Source organism: Isoptericola sp. b408 (assembly GCF_030588085.1).
Classification (GTDB): Bacteria; Actinomycetota; Actinomycetes; order Actinomycetales; family Cellulomonadaceae; genus Isoptericola; species Isoptericola sediminis.
Genome location: NZ_JAUQYQ010000001.1, coordinates 21630 through 41487 on the forward strand (window position 1 = coordinate 21630; position 19858 = coordinate 41487).

Genomic DNA, 19858 nt, shown 5'->3' on the forward strand with positions numbered 1-19858 from the left:
TCGGCACCGTCCCCCGACGGCCCGACCCGGGACGCTCCGGTCGGGGCCTACGGCGCCTCGAGGAGCGAGCGCAGGACGGTGACCGCGCCGTCGTCGTCGATCGGGCCGGTCACCTCGTCGGCGGCCGCCCGCACCGTCTCGTCCGCGTGCCCCATCGCCACGCCGCGGGCCGCCCAGCGCAGCATCTCCAGGTCGTTGTGCCCGTCGCCGACCGCCACCGTGCGGTGCGGCTGCAGGTGCCGCCGTCGCCGCACCTGCTCCAGCGCGGTCGCCTTCGAGACCCCGAGCGGCGCGAGGTCCATCCAGGCGCTCCACCCGACGGCATAGGTGACGTCCTCGAGGCCCAGGTGCTCGACCAGCTCGTGGAAGTGCCCCGAGGTCGAGTCGGGTCGCCGCACGATGACGCGGGTGACCTCGGAGGACCACAGGTCCTCCATCGGGACGATGACGTGCTCGCCCTCCAGCTCGCCGTCCGGGAAGTGCTCCGTCATCCGGAAGCCGACGCCGAGGTCCTCCACCGCGTACCGGGCGTCGGGGAGCTGCTCCCCCAGGAGGCGCAGCGCCGGCTCCGGGTCGAACGTCACGACGTCCTCGGTGACCCACCCGTCGGGCGCCGACGGGTCCAGCCGCACCGTGACCGCCCCGTTGGAGCACACCATCCACCCGGTCGCGATCCCCAGCGCGGACGCGACCGGCAGCATGGCCAGCAACGACCGGCCCGAGGCGAGCACCACCTCGTGCCCCGCGTCGCGCACGGCGCCCACGGCCTCGCGGACGGCGTCGGTCAGGTCGCCGTCGTAGGACAGCAGCGTGCCGTCGATGTCGAGGGCGACCAGCATCGGCCCGTCCGGCGGCAGGGTGCGGGACATCTCAGCGCACCGGCTCGAGCACCTCGAGGCCGCCCAGGTAGGGACGCAGACCCGCGGGGACGTGCACCGAGCCGTCCGGCTGCTGGTGGTTCTCCAGGATCGCGACGATCCACCGGGTGGTGCCCAGCGTGCCGTTGAGGGTGGCCACGGTCCGGGTGCCGTGCTCGACGCGTTCGCGCACGTTGAGGCGCCGCGCCTGGAACGTCGTGCAGTTCGACGTCGAGGTCAGCTCGAGGTAGCGCTGCTGGGTGGGGAGCCACGCCTCGCAGTCGAACTTGCGGGCCGCGCTGGTGCCGAGGTCGCCGGCCGCCGTGTCGATCACCCGGTACGGCAGCTCGACGGCGGCCATCATGGCCTCCTCCCAGGCGAGCAGGCGCTGGTGCTCGGCCTCGGCGTCGTCCACGGAGCAGTAGCTGAACATCTCCACCTTGTGGAACTGGTGGACGCGGATGATGCCGCGCACGTCCTTGCCGTGCGAACCCGCCTCGCGGCGGTAGCAGGCGCTCCAGCCGGCGTAGCGCTTCGGGCCGTCCGACAGGTCGATGATCTCGTCGCCGTGGTAGCCCGCGAGCGCCACCTCCGAGGTCCCGACGAGGTACAGGTCGTCGCGCTCGAGGCGGTAGACCTCGTCGGAGTGCTCCCCGAGGAACCCGGTGCCGCGCATCGTCTCCGGGGTGACGAGGGTGGGCGTGATCATCGGGGTGAAGCCCTCGGCGAGCGCCTTGTCCATGGCCGCCTGCAGGATGGCGAGCTCGAGCCGCGCGCCGACGCCGGTGAGGAAGTAGAACCGCGACCCGGAGACCTTCGCGCCCCGCTGGGTGTCGATCGCGCCCAGGCCCTCGCCGAGGTCGAGGTGGTCGCGCGGCTCGAAGCCCTCGGCGGCGAAGTCGCGCGGGGTGCCCACCGTGGAGAGGGTGACGAAGTCCTCCTCGCCGCCGGCCGGGGCGCCCTCGACGACGTTCGGGATGCGGAACAGCAGCTCGTCCAGCTCGGCCTCCGCCTCGTTCGCGGCGGCCTGGTGGTCCTTGACCTCCTGGGCGAGCTGCTGGGTCCGCCCGATCAGCGCGGCCTTCTCCTCGCCGCTCGCCCGGGCGACCTGCTTGCCCATCGCCTTCTGCTCGGCCCGGCGGGACTCGAACTCCGCCAGGGCGGAACGGCGGCGGGCCTCGGCGGCCAGTGCCGTGTCCACGAGGTGCTCGTCCTCGCCGCGGGCTCGCTGGCTCGCGCGGACGGCGTCGGGGTTGTCGCGCAGGAGACGGATGTCGATCACGCCCGCAAGCCTAACGGCCGCGCGCGCGGCCGCTCCCGGGCGTCGGCCGTCGCCGGTCCCGGACCGGGACGCGCCCCCGTCCCCCGGACGCCGTCGTGCAGTCCTGGGGGATCAGTCCTATCTTTCGGTCATGCCCTGGGAACTCCTCGTCGGGGTCGTCGCGTTGGTCGTCGGCCTGTCCGCCCTCGTGGTCGCGCTGGTCGTGCTCCGGCGCAGCCGCCGTCCCACCCCGTCTCCGTCACGGGGTGACGCCGACGCCGACGCCCGCCCGCAGCGTCCGCAGCTCGCCGTCGTGGTCAACCCGTCCAAGGCGAGCACCCGGCGGGCCATCGAGACGGTGCGCCGCCTGGCCGGCGAGGCCGCGCTGCCCGCGCCCCGCTTCTACGAGACGACCGTCGAGGACCCGGGCACCGGGCAGGCCCGCGAGGCCGTGCGCGACGGGGCGGACGTCGTCGTCGCGGCCGGCGGCGACGGCACCGTGCGCGCCGTCGCGGAAGGCATGCTCGGCACGGAGGTCCCGATGGGGATCCTCCCCGCCGGCACCGGGAACCTCCTGGCCCGCAACCTCGACCTGCCCCTGACGGACACCCAGGAGGCGCTCGCCGTCATCCTCGGGGGCGTCGACCGCTCCATCGACGTCGGTCGCATCCGCGTCACGGAACGGCCGCCGGACGAGGAGGACGACGACGACACCGCGCACCTGTTCCTCGTCATCGCCGGCCTGGGCTTCGACGCCGCGATGGTGGCCGACGCCGACGACCAGCTCAAGGACAGGATGGGCTGGGTCGCCTACTTCCTCGCGGGCGCCCGCCACCTGCACGGGCGACGCATGGCCACGCGCATCGCCGTGGACGACGAGGAGCCGGTGGAGACGCGGCTGCGCAGCATCATGGTCGGCAACTGCGGCCGGTTGCCCGGTGGCATCAACCTGCTGCCCGACGCCTCGCTGGACGACGGCGTGCTCGACGTCGCGGCGATCGACACCCGGGCCGGGCTGGCGGGCTGGGCACAGCTGTTCGGGGAGGTCGTCGCCCAGGGCATGGGGGTGCAGAACGACCTGCCGGCCAAGATCGGGCGCATCGACCACGTCAAGGCCCGGCGAGCCACCATCCGGGTGGAGGACGGCGAGCAGGCGCAGGCCGACGGCGAGGTCCTGGGCCGGGCCATCCAGATCGAGACCTGGGTGGAGCCCGGGACGCTGGTGGTCCGCGCCCCCGCCTGAGCCGCTTAGGCTGACGGGGTGCGTCCCCTCGTCCGACTCGTCGTCGCGGCCGTGGCGCTCCTGGTCACCGCCGCGGCCGTCGTCCTGCCGACGAGCGCGCAGGCCGAGGAGTCCACGGCCCCGACCGACACCCCGCTCGTGCTGGTCGGGGTCGCCGGCCTGCAGTGGACGGACATCGACGCGGCCCGCACCCCGAACCTGTGGCGCCTCGTGGGCGGCGGGTCGGTGGCCTCGGTGTCGGTGCGCACCCTGACCCCGACCTGTCCCCGGGACGCCTGGTTGTCGCTGTCCGCGGGCAGCCGGGTCGTCACCGACGCCGCACAGGACCCCCGCGAGGAGGACGCCGGCGCCGACGGCGACGGGGAGTCCGCCGAGGAGCCCGAGCAGCCCTGCCCCCCGCTGCCGACGCTCCCCGCCGCCGACACCCCGACCACGGTCCAGGTCCCCGGCTGGGACGCGCTGGTCGCCGAGGAGGCCCTGGCCTCCCCCGCTGCCCGACCCGGCACGCTCGGCCGGCTCGCCGACACCGTCGGGACCTGCACGACGGCGGTCGGCCCGGGCGCCGCGCTGGCGACGGCGGACCGGTCGGGGCAGGTCGGCCGCTTCCTGTCGAGCTCCGACGACCTCGAGGCCGAGGACCTGACCGCCTGCCCGGTGACCGTCGTCGACCTCGGCGAGCTCCCGGACGCCGCGACCGAGCGGACGGACGCGGTGTCCGCCGTCGACGCCGCGGTCGGCCGGATGGCCGGTCTGCTGCCGGCCGGGGGGCGGCTCGTCGTCGCCGGCCTGGCCGACACCCCGCTGGGCCCGGCGGACCTGCAGGTCGTGGTCGACTGGACCCGCCCCGGCGGCGGGGCGACCTGGTTGACCTCGACGTCGTCCCGGTGGCCCGGTGTGGTGGTCTCGGGCGACCTGTCGGCCACGCTGGCCGACGCCCTGCTGACCGAGGCCGACCCCGCGGAGCTCGCCGCGGCGGAGGAGGACCCTGACAGCCGGCTCGCCGAGGTGAGGTCGGCGTTCACCGGGTCCGCCCTGGAACGGGGCGAGGACCGCCGGTCGTCCGTCTCCCGCACCGTCGAGAACCGCCAGTACCTCTCGGTGCTCACCGAGACCCTGCCCCGCATGACCCCCGTGCTGGTCGGCGTGCTGGCCCTCGGGGTGGTCGGCGTGGTGACCGGCCTGCTGCTGGCCCGACGGCGTGCGGAGGGCGCCGGGACCCCCCGGGACCCCTGGCGCACCCGGACGGCCCTCGCCGTGCTGACCGTGGTGGCGTGCCTGCCTGCGGCCGCCACGCTGGCCACCCTGGCCCGCTGGTGGGTGTGGCCCGTGCCCGTCACGGTGCTCTGCCTGGCCGTCGGCGTCTCCGCGCTGGCCGTGGCGCTGGGCGCCTGGTGGGTCCGGGTGCTGCTGCCCCGCTCACCGTGGCGCCTCCCGACGACCCTCGCCGCGGCCACGTGGCTCGTGCTGACGATCGACGGGCTGACCGGCACGACGCTGCAGCAGGGGTCGCTGCTCGGTCCGGCCCCCTCTCTCGGCGCACGCTTCTACGGGTTCTCCAACTCGGTGTTCGCCGTGTACGCGGTGGCCGGACTGGTGCTCGCCGCCGGGCTCGCCGCGCTGCTGCGCGACCGCGGTGCGGCACGCCGCACGCAGGCGTGGGTCGCGGGTGCCGTCGGCACGGTCACCGTGCTGGTGGACGGGCTGCCGCCGTTCGGTGCGGACCTGGGCGGCATCCTCGCGCTCGTGCCCGCCTTCGCGGTGCTGGTGCTCGGCGTCGCGGGGATCCGCCTGACCTGGCGGCGGGCGCTCCTGGTGCTGCTCGGCGCCGCGCTGGTCGTCGCGGTGATCGCCGTCCTGGACTGGGCCCTGCCGCCCGCCACCCACCTGGGCGGGTTCGTGGACTCCGTGCTCGACGGCAGCGCGCTGTCGGTGGTCGCGGGCAAGGCGGCCGGTGCCTGGGCGACGGTCGCGAACCCCGCCGGCGCGTTCGCCGCCGTGGTCTGCGCGGCCGCCGCGTGGGCGGTGCTGGACCCGCGTCGCGCCCGGCTCGACGGCCTGACCGCCGCGTACGACCGCGACCCGCTGCTGCGTCGCGCCGTGGTCGCGATCGTGACGGTCGGCGTCGTCGGCACGGCGGTCAACGACTCCGGCGTCGTGGTGGCGATGTACGTGCTGCTGATCGGCACCCCGCTGCTGCTCGCCGGGCGCCTCGAGGCCGCGCTGACCCCGCCCGTCGCGCCGGAGCACGCCGACCGCGGGACCGGGCGCCGGATCCTGGGCGTCGCCGCGGGGGTGGTCGTCGCGCTGCAGCTCGGGGGTGCCGCGGTCCCCGCCGGGGGCATGGCGCACGCCGGCGACGTGACCGCCGGTGGCGACGTCCTGCTGGCCGACGGCGAGCCGGTCGTGATCGTCGGCACCGACGGCCTGCGCTGGCAGGACGTCTCCCCCACCCGCACCCCGACCCTGTGGGGGCTGCTGCGTGACGGCGCGAGCGCCGGCGGGATGACCACGACGGTGACCGGCGCCTCCGGCGACTGCCGGTCCGCCGGCTGGCTGAGCCTGTCGGCCGGGCGCAGCACGGTCACCGGCGCCACCGAGGGCGACGTCTGGCGCTGCACCGACTGGGGTGTCACCGCCGACGGCGCCGGGGCCGTCGTCGACGGCTGGGACGACCTCGAGGCCCGCCAGAGCGCCTCCGAGTTCAACCCGCACCCGGGCGTGCTGGGCGAGACCCTCGCCGCCGGGGACGTGTGCGCGACCGCGGTCGGCCCCGCCGCCGCCCTGACGCTGGCCGACGGGGACGGGGCCGTCGAGCGCTACCGCACCCTGGAGGACGCTCTCGACGACCCCGAGGAGGCCTTCGCCTGCCCGGTCACCGTCGTGGACGCCGGTTCCGCCCCGTACCACCCGACGGGCGAGGGGTCGGACGCGCGGCCGGTGCCCGAGGGCGCCACGGGCTCCGGGCCCGAGCGGGACGACGCGCTGCGAGCCGTCGACGCGACCGTGCGCCGCGTGCTGGCGGCGGCACCGCAGGACGTCACCGTGCTGGTCACCGACATGGGCAACCCCTCGCCCACCCGGCCGGCGCTCGGCGTCGGCGTCGCCCGCACCCACACCGACGCCGCGCCGTCCTACCTGGCGTCGTCGGCCACCCGCTGGGTCGGCGTCGTGCGGCTGCTCGACCTGCCCCCGACCCTCGTGGCGAACTTCGACCTGGCACCGCCGGCCGACTTCTCCGGCGCCCCCGTCACCCTCAGCGCGCAGCGGCCGAGCGGCACCGGCGCCACCGTGCGCGACCTGTCCTCCCTGACCGAGCGCGACCACGGCCTGCGCGAGGTCACCGGCGCCGTGACCGGGGTGCCGACGTACGTCGCGGTGGTCGCCTTCGCCCTGGTGGTGCTCGTCCTGCCGCAGCTCCGGCGCCGGTCCTCGCCCCGCGCCGTCCGGGTCTGGACCCGGACCCTGGAGACGGTGCTGCTGGTCTGCGCCGCCATGCCCGCCGCCTCGTTCCTCATGACCACCTGGTCGTGGTGGCGGATGCCGGACCCGCAGACCGGCCTGTGGCTGGCCCTCGCCGGAGGCACGGTCCTGGTGGCCCTGGTCGGGACGCTGGCGCCGCGCCGCCCCGCCTGGGCCGGGACCGCCGTGCTGGCGACCGTGACCTTCCTCGTGCTCAGCCTGGACGCGGTGCTCGGCACGCCGCTGCACCGCGGCAGCCCGCTCGGGGCGGCCCCCACGCTCGGCGGCCGGTTCTACGGGTTCGGCAACCCGACGTACTCGGTGTACGCGGTCGCGGCGGTGCTCTGCGCCGCGGGGCTCGCGACGGTCGTGGCTCGTCGCTGGGGCCGGGTCCCCGGCGCCGTCGTCGCGGGCCTCGTGGGCCTGGTGGCGCTGGTGGTGACCGTGTGGCCGACGTTCGGCGTCGACGTCGGCGGCGGGCTGGTGCTCGTCCCCGTGTTCGCCGTGGTGGTCCTGGCCGTCCTGGGGGCGCGCCTGACCTGGCGGCGGCTGGCGCTCGCGGGAGGCGCGGGCGTGCTCCTCGTGGCCGTCATCGGTGTCCTGGACTGGCTGCGCCCGCCCGCCGAACGCTCGCACCTGGGCGCGTTCGTCCAGTCCGTCGTGGACGGCACGGCCTTCGAGACCGTGTGGCGCAAGGCGGGCTACGCCGTCGGCTCGCTGGACGGCGGCCCGCCCGCGTGGCTGTCGCTGGCCGTCCTGCTGGGTGTCGTGGCGGCGCTGTGGGCCGGCCCCCGCTTCCCCGCCGGCTGGCTCCGACGGGCCGAGGACTCCTGGCCGTTGCTGCGCCCCGTCCTGGTGGCGCTGCTCATCGCGGGCGTGGGCGGGGCGCTGGCGAACGACTACGGCATCCGTGTCGTGACGATCATGCTGTTCCCCGCCGTGCCGCTGATCGGGCTGCTCGTGCTCCGCACCGACGATTCTCGACAGATGTCTGTCAACTGACTCACACCTTTTGGTTGACAGTCGCCATAAGTGCCCCTAGGTTCGGGCCATGGTCATTGACGACCGCGCGGCACAGGAGCCGCGCCAGCGGGCGGTCCACCCGCCCCCCGGAGCAGGCCCGACGCCGTCCCTGACGCCGTCCGCGCCGTGCCACGGCCCCCGCGACGAGCACGAGGGGAGGCCGGCGCACCACACCACGGAATGAGAAACCCCGCCTGTCCGGGTCCGTCGTAGCGGCGACGGGGACATCGACGGGGCTCTCACGCACTACATCCAGGAAGGCAAGTGCGATGACCCATTCTATGCGTTCACGTGCTCTCGCGGCGGTGGCGACCGCCGCGCTGGCACTGCCGATCGCAGCGGCGACGGCGTCGGCCCACGACGGCGTCGACCACGGCTCCGAGGAGGGCGCCGAGGCGGCGCTCGACTGGTCCAACTACGAGAAGATCCTGCTCACCGAGAACACCGGTGAGCCCATCGGCATGGCGGTCATGCCCGACGGGTCGGTGCTGCACACCGCCCGCGACGGCGCTATCCGGCACACCGACCCCAGCACGGGCGTCACCGCGGTGGTCAACACCGTCGACGTCTACGCCAACTCCGAGGACGGCATGCAGGGCATCGCCCTGGCCCCCGACTTCGCCGAGTCCGGCTGGGTCTACCTGTACTACGCACCCCGCGTCATGGAGGGCGAGGACTACCCCACGACGACCCCGTCGGGGTCGGCGCCCAACCAGCTGCCCGACGGTGCGGACGAGTCCTACTGGGACCAGTGGAAGGGCTACAACCAGCTCTCCCGCGTGCAGTGGGACGCCGCGGCCGGCGCCCTGGACATGTCCACCGAGCAGAACCTGCTCCAGGTCGAGGTGCAGCGCGGGCAGTGCTGCCACGTCGGCGGTGACATCGACTTCGACGCCGAGGGCAACGTCTACCTGTCCACCGGTGACAACACCCCCGCGAGCACCCCGGGCTCCAACGGCTTCGCCCCCAACAACAACGCCCCCGGCATGAACCCCGGGTTCGACGCGCGGCGCGGCGCCGGCAGCACCAACGACCTGCGCGGTGCGATCCTGCGGATCCACCCCGAGGCCGACGGCAGCTACACGATCCCCGAGGGCAACCTCTTCCCGCCCGGGACGGAGAACACCCGCCCCGAGATCTTCGTCATGGGTCTGCGCAACCCGTTCCGGATCGACGTCGACGACGTCACCGGCGCGGTGAGCTGGGGCGACTACGGCCCCGACTCCGGCGTCGCCAGCGACGAGCGCGGCCCGATGGGCTACGTGGAGTGGCAGAGCACGACGACCGCGCTCAACGGCGGGTGGCCGTACTGCCACGGGCCCAACGCCAACTACAACGAGTGGGACTTCGAGACCGCCACCCCGGGACCGTGGTTCGACTGCGAGGCCGGCGCGGAGAACAACTCCACCTGGAACACGGGTCTGGACGTGCTGCCGCCGGCGACGGCGCCGCAGGTCTACTACGGCGACGACCCCGGCGACCAGCCGTTCGACGAGTTCGTCGAGTTCGACCCGCAGGGCGGCCAGGGCCCGATGGGCGGCCCGACGTTCGCCTTCGACCCGGAGGGCCCCGAGACCCAGTGGCCGGAGTACTGGGACGGCACGGCGTTCTTCTACGAGTTCTCCCAGGACTACATCGCCGGGCTGACCATCCCCGACCGTGACGGCCCCGTCACCCACGTCGAGCACGTGCTGCCCAACGCGGCGCTGACCGACAACGTGCAGGCCATCACCGACAGCCCGATCGACATGGAGTTCGGCCCCGACGGCTCGCTCTACATCCTCGACTACGGCAACGGCTTCTTCCGGCAGAACCCGGAGGCGGGCCTGTACCGCGTCGACTACGCCGAGGGCAACAAGGCCCCCACGGCGGTCATCGACGCCGACCCGATCTCCTCCTCCGAGGCCCCGCTGACGGTGACCCTCGACGGCTCGGGGTCCAGCGACCCCGAGGGCGGGGCGCTCACCTACGAGTGGGACCTCGACGGTGACGGCACCTTCGACGAGAACGGCGAGCAGGTCACCACGACCTACGACGAGCTCGGCCAGTACACCGTGCGCCTGCGGGTCACCGACCCCGGCGGCCGCATCGGCCTGACCTCCGAGCTCGTCACGGTCGGCAACGTGGCACCCACGCTGACCGCCGACTACCCGGCCGACGGCGGCTTCTTCGCCTGGGGCGACGCCGTGCCGTACGGGTTCTCCACCTCCGACCCGGAGGACGGCGACGAGACCGTGTGCTCGAACCTGTCCTGGACGCTGGGCCTGGGTCACGACACCCACGCGCACCCCGAGGTGCTCGGCAGCGGCTGCTCCGGCGCCTGGGTCACCCCGGCCGACGCGCCGGAGCACGGTGAGACGGAGAAGCTCTACGCCGTCGTCGTGGCGAACTACACCGACCAGGGCAACGGGGACATCCCGCCGGCCCAGGACGAGGTCTCGCTGCTGCTCAACACCTTCACCCAGGAGGCCGAGCACGCCGACACCCTCTCCGGCGTGGAGGTCGTCAGCGACGACACCGCGGGCGGTCTGGCCAAGGTCGCCTCGTTCGACGCCGGTGACCACCTCGCCTGGGAGCCGGTGAACTTCACCGGGATCGACGGCGTCGACGTCACCGGTGCCGGGACCGGCACCATCGAGCTCCGCTGGGGCGCGGCCGACGCCGAGCCCTTCGCCACGGCCGACCTCGACTCGGCCGGCTGGTCCACGGTGGCCGCGGACGTGACCGCGTTCCCGGAGGGCACCGGCGAGCTGTTCGTCACCTCCACCGGCGGTGTCGAGCTCGACACCCTGGTCTTCGACGGCCCGGGCGTCAGCGACGTCACCCCGCCCGAGGCCAACCACTCGCTCGACCCGGCCGAGCCGACCGGCGACAACGGCTGGTACACCGGTGAGGTCGAGGTGTCGATCAACGGCACGGACGACGGCGAGGTCGCCGACGCCGAGGTCTCCGACGACGGCGGTGAGACCTGGGAGTCCATCCGGCACCGCTGGTTCGGCATCCAGCCCGTCACGCTCGACTCCGACGGTGTGCACGAGCTGCAGTACCGCGTCATCGACAGCGGGGGCAACGTCTCCGAGGTCGGCGAGGTGACCGTGTCCATCGACACCACGGCCCCCGAGGTCGCGGTGACCGGTGTGGCCGACGGCGACGAGCTCGGCTCCTCCCAGGTCCTCGACCTGGGTGCCGAGGCCACGGACGCCACCTCCGGCGTCGCCTCGTGGAGCCTGGCGCTCGACGGCGAGGAGATCGAGGCCGGCGAGATCGAGCTGTGGACGCTCGACCTCGGCGAGCACGAGATCGTCGCGACCGCGACCGACGAGGCCGGCAACACGACCGGGGCGACGGTCGGCTTCACCGTCACCACCTCGGCCGACGACATCGCGGCGCACCTCGAGCGCCTCGAGGAGGCCGGCGAGCTCTCGACCGACGAGTCGGCCCGGCTCCAGGCCTTCCTGGACCAGGCCGAGCGGCACGCCGACGCCGGCCGGGACGCCAAGGCGGCGGCCGCGTACCAGCGGTTCGCCGACGCCACCGACGAGGAGGTGCTGACCCGCGACGCCGAGGCGCTCGTCGCCGAGCTCGGCTGACCTGCTCGCCCGAGCACGGTGGGGCGGGGCCGCGACGGTCCCGCCCCACCACCCCGGGCGGCGGAGCAGCCGCCCGTCGATCCACCCCGTGCAGCACCGACGCTGCCCACCCGAGGAGGAACCGCAGTGACCACGCACAAGACCCGTCGCGTCCTCGCGACCACCACCGCCGCCGCCATGCTCACCGCCGGTCTGTTCGGCGCGGGGACCGCCAGCGCCGTCCCCGAGCACCCGCACGGCGACGAAGCCCCCGGCCAGGGCCAGGGCCGGACCGTCCCGGCCGAGAAGATCTCGATCCAGCTGTTCAGCTACCTCGGCTGGACGCTCTCCGACGGCTTCGACACGGTCGTCGACGAGCTCGAGGAGATCGGGTACCGCAACGTCGAACCGTTCAGCTCCCCGGGCAGCGTCTTCTACGGCGGCAACACCGCCGCCGAGCTCCGCGTCGAGCTCCGCGAGCGCGGGATGTCGGCGCCGACCACGCACGGCAACGTGTCCGAGGCCAGCTTCGACGCGGCACTGGAGAACGCCAAGGACCTCGGGCAGCGATACGTCGGCTCGGGCGGCTGGCCCGGTCCCGGCATCGCCCGGGACGGGTCCAGCACCTACGAGGACGTCCTCGAGACCGCGGCCGCCATGGACCGCCTCGGCGAACGGTCGGTCAAGAACGGCACCGGCAAGATCTTCGGGCACAACCACCAGTGGGAGTTCACGACCACGTTCGAGGACCCGGAGACCGGCGAGACGAAGAGCGCCTGGGAGATCCTGGTCGAGAACACCGACCCGCGGTACGTGACCTTCCAGCTCGACACCTTCTGGGCGGCTGACGCGGGCGCCGACGTGGTCGAGCTGCTGGAGGAGCACGGCGACCGTGTCGAGCTGCTGCACATCAAGGACGGCGACCTCAACGGCGACGAGCGGGGCATCCCCGGCGACGTCGGCGAGGGCGACATGGAGTGGGGCCCGATCCTGCGGGCCGCCCACGGCAAGGTGAAGCTCTACGTCGTGGAGCGGGACGGCGCGCCGTCGACGCCGGAGTTCGCGGAGGACAGCTTCGAGTTCCTCACCAGCTTCCGCTACTGAGCACGCCCGTCGACCACGGCGGCCCCGGTCACCCCAGCGGGTGACCGGGGCCGCCGTGCATCCGCGCGGGGGTCCTCGGGCGAACACCGGGTAGACCACCATGACGTCAGTTGGCGTCCGAGGGGTGGGACCAGGAATCCTGGCCGACGCACGAACGTTGTGCAAAGTGGAACAAGACCATCAGCCAAGGAGAGTTGTGCGACGCATCCCCCGGAAGGTCGAGATCGAAGACGACGCGGGCAACGTCACGCGGTACGTCCGACACGACAACGGCCAGGGCTACGTCTCCCCCCACGCGTCCGTCCACCCGGAGGCGCGGGTCGAGGCGGGTGCCTACGTCGAGGCCGGTGCTCGGGTCGCTGCCGGTGCCCGGATCGGTCGGTTCAGCTGGATCGACGTCGACGCCGTCGTCGGCACCCGTGCGCGCGTGGGCCAGTGCGTCCACGTCGGACCACGCAGCGTCGTCGGTGACGACGCCCGCGTGGGCGCCTACGCCCAGCTCGGCGAGGACGCCGTCCTGGAGCCCGGAGCCGACGTCGAGGCCGACGCCGCCGTCCCCGAACGGACGGTCGTGCGCGCTGCCCGCCGGCAGCGGCACGACTTCAGCACCGCCGCCTGACCGCGGCGGACCGCCAGGCCGTGCCACCGCCCGGCCCGGCGCGCGCCTCGCCGGGCGTGGCGGTCCTGGCCGGGTGAGGCTGGGGTCCATGACGACCCCGCCGAAGCCCGCGGCCCCGACCGTCTCCGCCCAGCAGCAGCACCTGCTCGCGACCCTCCCCTTCGACGACACCCAGGACTTCGAGGACGCCCGGCGCGGCCTGGTCGCCCGGCGGACGCCGAGCGCCGTCACGACCGGCGACGGCACCGTCGTCTGGGAGACCGACACGTACGCGTTCCTCGAGGGGGACGCCCCCGACACCGTGAACCCGAGCCTGTGGCGGCAGTCCCGGCTCGTCGCCGAGCAGGGGCTGTTCGAGGTGGTCGAGGGCATCTACCAGGTCCGCGGTCTCGACCTGTCGAACGTCACGTTCGTCGAGGGCGCGACCGGCGTGATCGTCGTCGACCCGCTGATCTCCACCGAGACGGCGGCGGCCGCCCTCGCGCTGTACCGGGAGCACCGGGGCGACCGGCCGGTCACGGGCGTCATCTACTCCCACTCCCACGTCGACCACTTCGGCGGCGTGAAGGGCGTGACCACCCAGGAGGAGGTCGACGCCGGCCGGGTGCCGGTCCTCGCCCCGGAAGGTTTCGTCGAGCACGCCGTCGCCGAGAACGTGTACGCCGGGACGGCCATGAGCCGTCGCGCGGGCTACATGTACGGCGCGGCTCTCTCCCGCGGGCCGCGGGGACAGGTCGGGGCCGGGCTCGGGCAGACGACGTCCACCGGCACCGTCACCCTCATCCCCCCGACGATCGACGTCACGACGACGGGCCAGGAGGAGACCGTCGACGGCGTGCGGATCGTCTTCCAGATGGCCCCGGACACCGAGGCGCCGTCGGAGATGCTGTTCTACTTCCCCGACCACCGCGCGCTGTGCGCCGCCGAGGACGCCACGCACACCCTGCACAACCTGCTCACGCTGCGCGGCGCGCTGGTCCGTGACCCGAACGCGTGGGCGAAGTGCCTGACCCGGACCATCGACCTGTTCGGTGCGGACCTCGAGGTCGTCTTCTCCTCGCACCACTGGCCCACGTGGGGACGCGACCGTGCCGTGAGCTTCCTGGAGAACCAGCGCGACCTGTACGCCTACCTGCACGACCAGACGGTGCGGATGATGAACCAGGGGCTCACCGGTCCCGAGATCGCCGAGCGGTTCCAGCTCCCGCCCGTGCTCGAGAACGCCTGGAACGCCCGGGGCTACTACGGGTCGGTCAACCACAACGTCAAGGCGATCTACCAGCGCTACCTGGGATGGTTCGACGGCAACCCGGCCCACCTGTGGGAGCACCCGCCCGTCGAGCGCGCCCGGCGCTACGTCGCGCTGGGGGGCGGTGCCGACGCCGTCGTCGCCGCCGCACAGGCCGCCGTCGACGACGGCGACCTGCGGTGGGCGGCCGAGCTCGCCAACCACGTGGTCTTCGCGGAACCGGACCACGTCGCGGCCCGCGAGCTCCTGGCCGACACGTACGAGCAGCTCGGCTACGGCGCGGAGAACGGCACGTGGCGCAACTTCTACCTCTCCGGCGCCACCGAGCTGCGCGAGGGGCCGTTCGGGACCCCGATCACGACGGCCGCCACCGACGTCGTCGCCCACCTGACCCCGGAGATGCTGTTCGACGCGCTCGCCGTCCGGGTGGACGGCCCCCGCGCCTGGGACGAGCACCTCACGCTCAACGTCGTCCTCACCGACACCGGCAGCCGCTACCGGGTGCGCCTGGCCCACGGCGTGCTCACCCACAGCACCGCGGCGCGGCACGGGGACGCCGACGTCCGCCTCACCACGACGCAGGCGGCACTGCCGGCGCTCGCCGCCGACCCCGCACCGGACGCGCTCGCGGCGGCCGGTGTCGAGGTCACCGGCGACGAGGGCGTGCTGAGGCGCCTGGCCGCCGTGCTCGACCCGGGCGACCCGGACTTCGCGATCGTCACCCCCTGAGCACGCCGAGGATCAGCGGGTGACGCGACGTCCCATCGCGTCCACGGCCCGGCGGACCTGCCGGGCCCCCACGGCCGCCATGACGTCCCGGTACTGCCCGGCGCGGTGGAGCTGGCCCGCCAGGTCGTTGGACGAGGCCCGGTGGCGCAGGTCGCAGGGCACCTCGACGGCCACGTAGCCGGCCCGCAGGAGGTCGATCGTCATCCCGGTCTCGACGCCCCAGCCGTGGGCCAGGGGTGTCGCGGCCTCGAACGCGTCCCGGGTCAGGCACCGCATGCCGGACAGCGGCTGCGTGGGGCTCCACCCCGCGAGGCGCTGGATCGCGCGACGCGCGGCACCGACGACGATGCCCCGGCCGCCCGCGCCCTGCTGCCGGGGCAGCAGGGCGATGGCCAGGTCGGCGACACCCTCGCGGACCGGGGAGACCAGGGGTGCGGTGTTGACCGCGGTGTCACCCAGGTCGCCGTCGATGAAGAGCAGGAGACGCGGTGCCCGGCCGTCGGCGTCACGCATGGCCACGACCGCCGCGCCGGTCTCCATCGCGGCCGCCTTGCCGCGGTTGTGCGAGTGCCGCACGACGACGGCGCCGGCCTCCCGCGCCACGTGCTGGGTGTCGTCCTCGGAACCGTCGTCCACCACGAGCACGAGGTCGACGTGCGGGATGGCGCGCGCGGAGCGCACCGTCGCCGCGATGCGCTCCTCCTCGTCCTTGGCGGGCACGATCACGGCGACGCGCTGGGTGCTGCGACCGTCACGCGTCCGGGGTGGGCGAGGGGTCTTCGCCACGGGCATGCTGGGACGCCGCGCCGGCGTCCGTCCGTCGGCGTCGCCGGTGCCGCCGGTCGGCACCCTCGCGTCGCCCGTCCTGGTTCCCCCGTGTTCCGCGTTCACAGCTCCCTGCCTCGTGCGGTGGTCACGACCGTGGTCGTCGGTGGGCCCGGCCGGAGGGGCCGGGCGGAAGTGCAAAGAACTTCCCTCGGAATCCTACGTCCACGGTAGGGGCAGGCAGAGGACCGAGGACCGGTGCGGCGGCGCGCAGCGGGTGAAAATTCGGTGTGGATCAGCGCAGGGTGACCTGGCGGGAGACAATCCCTGCCCGCGCACGACGCTGCGTGGCGTCGAGCGGCTCCTCCACCGCCAGCGCCTCCTCGAGACGGCGGGACAGGTCCTGCACCGGCTCGGTCAGCTCGTCGGCCTCGGTGCCGCGCGGCAGCTCCCACACGGGCACGACCAGGCCGCAGGCGCGGAACATGCCGAGGAACTTGCCCCCGGCCAGGCCGGAGTCCCGCTTCGCGTGCAGGCGGGCGATGGCGTCCACGACGCGGTCCTCGTCCTCGGTCCGGGCCCACCGGACGAACTCGCGGCTCATGCGGCACCAGTAGGCGGCGTCGACACCGTCGAGCTTCACCGTGGGGACCGACTGGGCGGCGGCCTCGTCCAGCCCGGCCTTGATCTCGTCGGTCATCTCGGCCGAGGAGTCGATCCAGTAGTCGTAGCCCTCGTGCACGGTGACCTCGAACGGGACGGAGTCGTCCAGGACGTCCTGGAGGCGCGGGCCGTCGGCGGCGACCTGGAGGTGCTCGGGCAGGACACCCGTCCCCGGCTCACCCTCCACCGCGGCCAGCAGGGCGGCCGCCAGGTCGCGGCTCAGGTCGTCCGAGTTCAGGACGCCCTGCACGCCGAGCAGCACGGTGCCGTCCTCGCGGCGCATGGCGGCCCAGCCGCCGGGCAGCACCGTGGCGACGACGACGTCCTCGCCGCCGTGCTCGGCGGTCATCCGGGCGGGGGCGGTCGCGGACGGCACGATCTCGCGCATCGACACCCAGTCGGCCTCCCCGGGGAGACCCTGGAACGGACGCAGCACGAATTCAGCGGTGGACTTGGCCATGTGCCGCATCCTAACGGGAAGCGGCCGATCCGCCCCGTCCCCGCCCCCGGACCAGGAGCCGGCTCAGCCGACGAGCTCGTCGAACAGCCGCGCTCCGTCCCCGTCCGCGAACCCGATGACGTTGCCGGACGGGTCGGCGTACCAGACGCCGTCGCCGCCCTCCATGAACCCGCGGACGACGCCGCGCTCGTCGTGGTCGAAACCCTCGTAGCGGATCGGCGTCACCCCCTGGGAGCCGAGCTCGTCGACCACCGCGTCCACGTCGTCGACCAGGAGGTGGAAGACCGTGAAGGACGCCGGCGTGTGGTCGTCGCCCTTCGGGTAGACGAAGACCGGCGTGCCGCCGGGCAGGTGGAGGATCAGCATCTCGTCCTGGACGATCTTCGCCTTCAGTCCGAGCACGTCCTCGTAGAAGCTCCGGGCCTCGCCGACGTCCTTGACGGAGAAGCTGGCGATCCCTCGCTGAGCGGTGACCATGGCGCACTCCCTCGTGCCGCGGAGACGCCCGGGGGCCGCCGTCGGCCCGTGCGATGAGGACGCCACCTCCTCCAGCATGCGCCGACCCGGCACGACAGACCGGGTGAAATCGTCGGCCGCGGGTGGGTACCGTCGGACCATGACCTGGCTCGCGGCCACGCTGCCGGTGCTCGACCTGGCCACGGACGCGCTCGGTGTGCTGCGCTCGGCCGCGCGTCGCGCCGGGGCGACCGGTCCGCTGGTCGACGACCCCCTCGACCCGGCCCGCGTCGCCGCCGCGTTCGGCTCCGACCGGCTGCTGCGGATCGACGGCGACCCGGTCGCCGGCTTCGCCCCGCACTCGGGGTTCTTCGCGACGTCCGACGGCTGGGTCCGCACGCACGCGAACTATCCCCACCACCGGACCCGGCTGCTGCGGCTGCTCGACCTGCCCGACGACGCCACGCGCGACGACCTGGCCGCCCGGCTCGCGACGTGCTCGGCCCGTCAGGTCGAGGACGACGCCGCCGCCACCGGGGCGGTCGTCGTGCGGGTCCGCGCCGAGGACGAGTGGCGCGCCTCGGCGCCCGGCCGGGCCGCCGCCGTCGGACCCCTGGTGCGGGTCGAGCCCCGGTCCCCCGGTCCTGCCGCCACGTCCTCGGGCACCCGTGGCGGGCCCGCGCCTCTCGCCGGGCTGCGGGTGCTCGACCTGACGCGCGTCATCGCCGGCCCCGTCGGGACCCGGACCCTCGCGCTGCTCGGCGCGGACGTGCTCCGCGTCGACCCGCCGGCGCCCGCCGAGATCGCCGCCCAGCACCTCGACACCGGCCAGGGCAAGCGCACGACGGTCCTCGACCTGCGGGACCGTGCCGACCACCGGCGTGCGCAGGAGCTGCTCGACGCCGCCGACGTCCTCGTCACCGGGTACCGACCGGGTGCTCTGGAGGCGCTCGGGCTGCGCGTGCCCGCGTCGGTGATTCGCGCCCGGGTCTCCGCGTGGGGCACCGACGGCCCGTGGAGCGGCCGACGGGGCTTCGACTCCGTCGTGCAGGCCGCCACCGGGATCGCTCTGGTCGAGTCGCCCGACGGCGTCACGCCGGGGGCGCTGCCCGCCCAGGCACTCGACCACGCCACCGGCTACCTGCTGGCCGCCGGGGTGCTCGACGGCCTGGTCGACCGGTCTGCGGACGGGTCCGGTCGCGACGTGTCGGTCTCGCTGGCCCGCACGGCGGCCCGGCTGCTGGACGCGCCGGGGCGCGACCCGGACCCTCCTCCCGCTGCCGTGCCGCCGGCGTCGACCACCGTGACCCACGCCGGCGTGCGGACCGCGCGCCCGGCCCTGCCGGTCGACGACTACCCCGCGCCGGCGCACCCCTGGAGCTCCGACCCCCCGCTGTGGGCATGAAATCTGCAGCGCTCGAGTCCCCGGAGCCTGCAGATTTCATGCCCACAGCGGGTGTGGCGCCGGGTCAGAGGTGGTCGAGCCGCTGGAGGATCGCTCCCTCGCGCAGCGCCCACGGGCAGATCTCCACCTCGTCCACGTCCAGGGCACGCATCGCCTCCTCGGCGACGACCGCCCCCGCCACGATCTGCCGGGCACGTCCCGGCCCGATGCCCGGCAGCACCGTGCGGTCCCCCGAGGAGAGCTTCGCCAGCCGCGGTTCCCAGTCGGCCAGGTGCTCCTGCCGCATCCGCCACCGCTCGCCGGTGCCCATCACCTGCCGCGGCATCCCGGCGAGACGTGCCAGGGACCGGAACGTCTTCGACGTCGCCACGGCGTGGTCGGGCGCGGGTGCGTCCCGGACCGGGCCGACCGCGTCCTGCAGCACCCGGCGGGCGTGCTTGCGCAGCCGCTCCACGTCGCGCTTGGCGGGCGGGTCCTCCTCGTAGAGGAACTCCCGGGTCGTGCGGCCGGCGCCGAGCGGCACCGACAGCGCGACGTCGGGCGCCTCGTCGACGCCGCTGGCGATCTCGAGGGACCCGCCGCCGATGTCCAGCAGCAGCAGCCGGCCCGCGCCCCAGCCGTACCAGCGACGCGCCGCGAGGAACGTCAGCCGCGCCTCCTCCTCGCCGCCGAGCACCTCGACGGGCACGCCGGCGAGCTCGGAGAGGTCGGCGATCAGCCGGGCCCCGTTGGTCGCGTCCCGCAGCGCCGAGGTCGCCAGCGCCATCGTGGCCTCGATGCCGTGCTCACGCCCCACCGCCACGGCGTCGCCGACCGCCCCGTGCAGGGCCGCCACGCCCTCCGCGGAGATCGACCCGTCCGGTTCCAGGTAGCGCATGAGACGCACGGTGGTCTTGTGGCTCGCCTGGGGGACGGGCCGGGCACCGTGTCGCGCCTCCATGACCAGGAGGTGGACCGTGTTGGAACCGATGTCGATGACGCCGAGCCTCATGAGGG

The 19858-nt window shown here is 74.3% G+C and carries 13 protein-coding genes; 7 read left to right on the forward strand and 6 right to left on the reverse strand.

Annotated features, from left to right (window positions below):
- Positions 1-47: 47 nt before the first annotated feature.
- Both Q6347_RS00115 and serS read right to left on the reverse strand, forming a co-directional pair.
- Complete coding sequence (locus Q6347_RS00115; protein ID WP_171245902.1) at positions 48-869, reverse strand: HAD family hydrolase; 822 nt, start codon at positions 867-869, stop codon at positions 48-50.
- Between the two features lies 1 nt (position 870).
- On the reverse strand, positions 871-2139 hold the full coding sequence (serS, locus tag Q6347_RS00120) for a serine--tRNA ligase (protein WP_304604652.1): 1269 nt from the start codon (positions 2137-2139) through the stop codon (positions 871-873).
- A gap of 130 nt (positions 2140-2269) precedes the next feature.
- Between serS and Q6347_RS00125 the strand changes: the two genes are divergently transcribed.
- The 6 genes from Q6347_RS00125 (at position 2270) to Q6347_RS00150 (ending at position 15113) form a co-directional block, all read left to right on the forward strand.
- Positions 2270-3361 carry a diacylglycerol kinase family protein gene (locus Q6347_RS00125; protein ID WP_304604653.1) on the forward strand — a complete coding sequence of 364 codons (1092 nt, stop codon included), beginning with the start codon at positions 2270-2272 and terminating at the stop codon, positions 3359-3361.
- An 18-nt stretch (positions 3362-3379) separates the two neighbouring features.
- The gene (locus Q6347_RS00130; RefSeq protein ID WP_304606295.1) at positions 3380-7822 is read left to right on the forward strand and encodes a hypothetical protein; all 4443 of its coding nucleotides are present in this window, start codon (positions 3380-3382) and stop codon (positions 7820-7822) included.
- 302 nt (positions 7823-8124) lie between these two features.
- A complete protein-coding gene (locus Q6347_RS00135; protein WP_304606296.1) occupies positions 8125-11433 on the forward strand; it encodes a PQQ-dependent sugar dehydrogenase in 3309 nt (1102 codons plus the stop codon).
- 126 nt (positions 11434-11559) lie between these two features.
- Complete coding sequence (locus Q6347_RS00140; protein WP_304606297.1) at positions 11560-12516, forward strand: sugar phosphate isomerase/epimerase; 957 nt, start codon at positions 11560-11562, stop codon at positions 12514-12516.
- A 196-nt stretch (positions 12517-12712) separates the two neighbouring features.
- Positions 12713-13135: a transferase gene (locus Q6347_RS00145; protein ID WP_304604657.1), complete on the forward strand. Its 423-nt coding sequence runs from the start codon at positions 12713-12715 to the stop codon at positions 13133-13135.
- Between the two features lie 88 nt (positions 13136-13223).
- The gene (locus Q6347_RS00150) at positions 13224-15113 is read left to right on the forward strand and encodes an alkyl/aryl-sulfatase (protein ID WP_304606298.1); all 1890 of its coding nucleotides are present in this window, start codon (positions 13224-13226) and stop codon (positions 15111-15113) included.
- A 12-nt stretch (positions 15114-15125) separates the two neighbouring features.
- Here Q6347_RS00150 and Q6347_RS00155 read toward each other — a convergent pair whose 3' ends face one another.
- The 3 genes from Q6347_RS00155 to Q6347_RS00165 form a co-directional block, all read right to left on the reverse strand.
- On the reverse strand, positions 15126-15905 hold the full coding sequence (locus Q6347_RS00155; RefSeq protein ID WP_304604659.1) for a glycosyltransferase family 2 protein: 780 nt from the start codon (positions 15903-15905) through the stop codon (positions 15126-15128).
- A gap of 268 nt (positions 15906-16173) precedes the next feature.
- A complete protein-coding gene (locus Q6347_RS00160) occupies positions 16174-17001 on the reverse strand; it encodes a DUF5926 family protein (RefSeq protein WP_304606299.1) in 828 nt (275 codons plus the stop codon).
- A 63-nt stretch (positions 17002-17064) separates the two neighbouring features.
- The gene (locus Q6347_RS00165) at positions 17065-17478 is read right to left on the reverse strand and encodes a VOC family protein (RefSeq protein WP_304604661.1); all 414 of its coding nucleotides are present in this window, start codon (positions 17476-17478) and stop codon (positions 17065-17067) included.
- Between the two features lie 139 nt (positions 17479-17617).
- Here Q6347_RS00165 and Q6347_RS00170 point away from each other — a divergent pair, with 139 nt between their 5' ends.
- Positions 17618-18862, forward strand: coding sequence for a CoA transferase (locus Q6347_RS00170; RefSeq protein ID WP_304606300.1), 1245 nt, complete (start codon positions 17618-17620; stop codon positions 18860-18862).
- A gap of 64 nt (positions 18863-18926) precedes the next feature.
- Here Q6347_RS00170 and Q6347_RS00175 read toward each other — a convergent pair whose 3' ends face one another.
- Complete coding sequence (locus Q6347_RS00175; protein ID WP_171245916.1) at positions 18927-19853, reverse strand: Ppx/GppA family phosphatase; 927 nt, start codon at positions 19851-19853, stop codon at positions 18927-18929.
- Positions 19854-19858 lie beyond the last annotated feature (5 nt).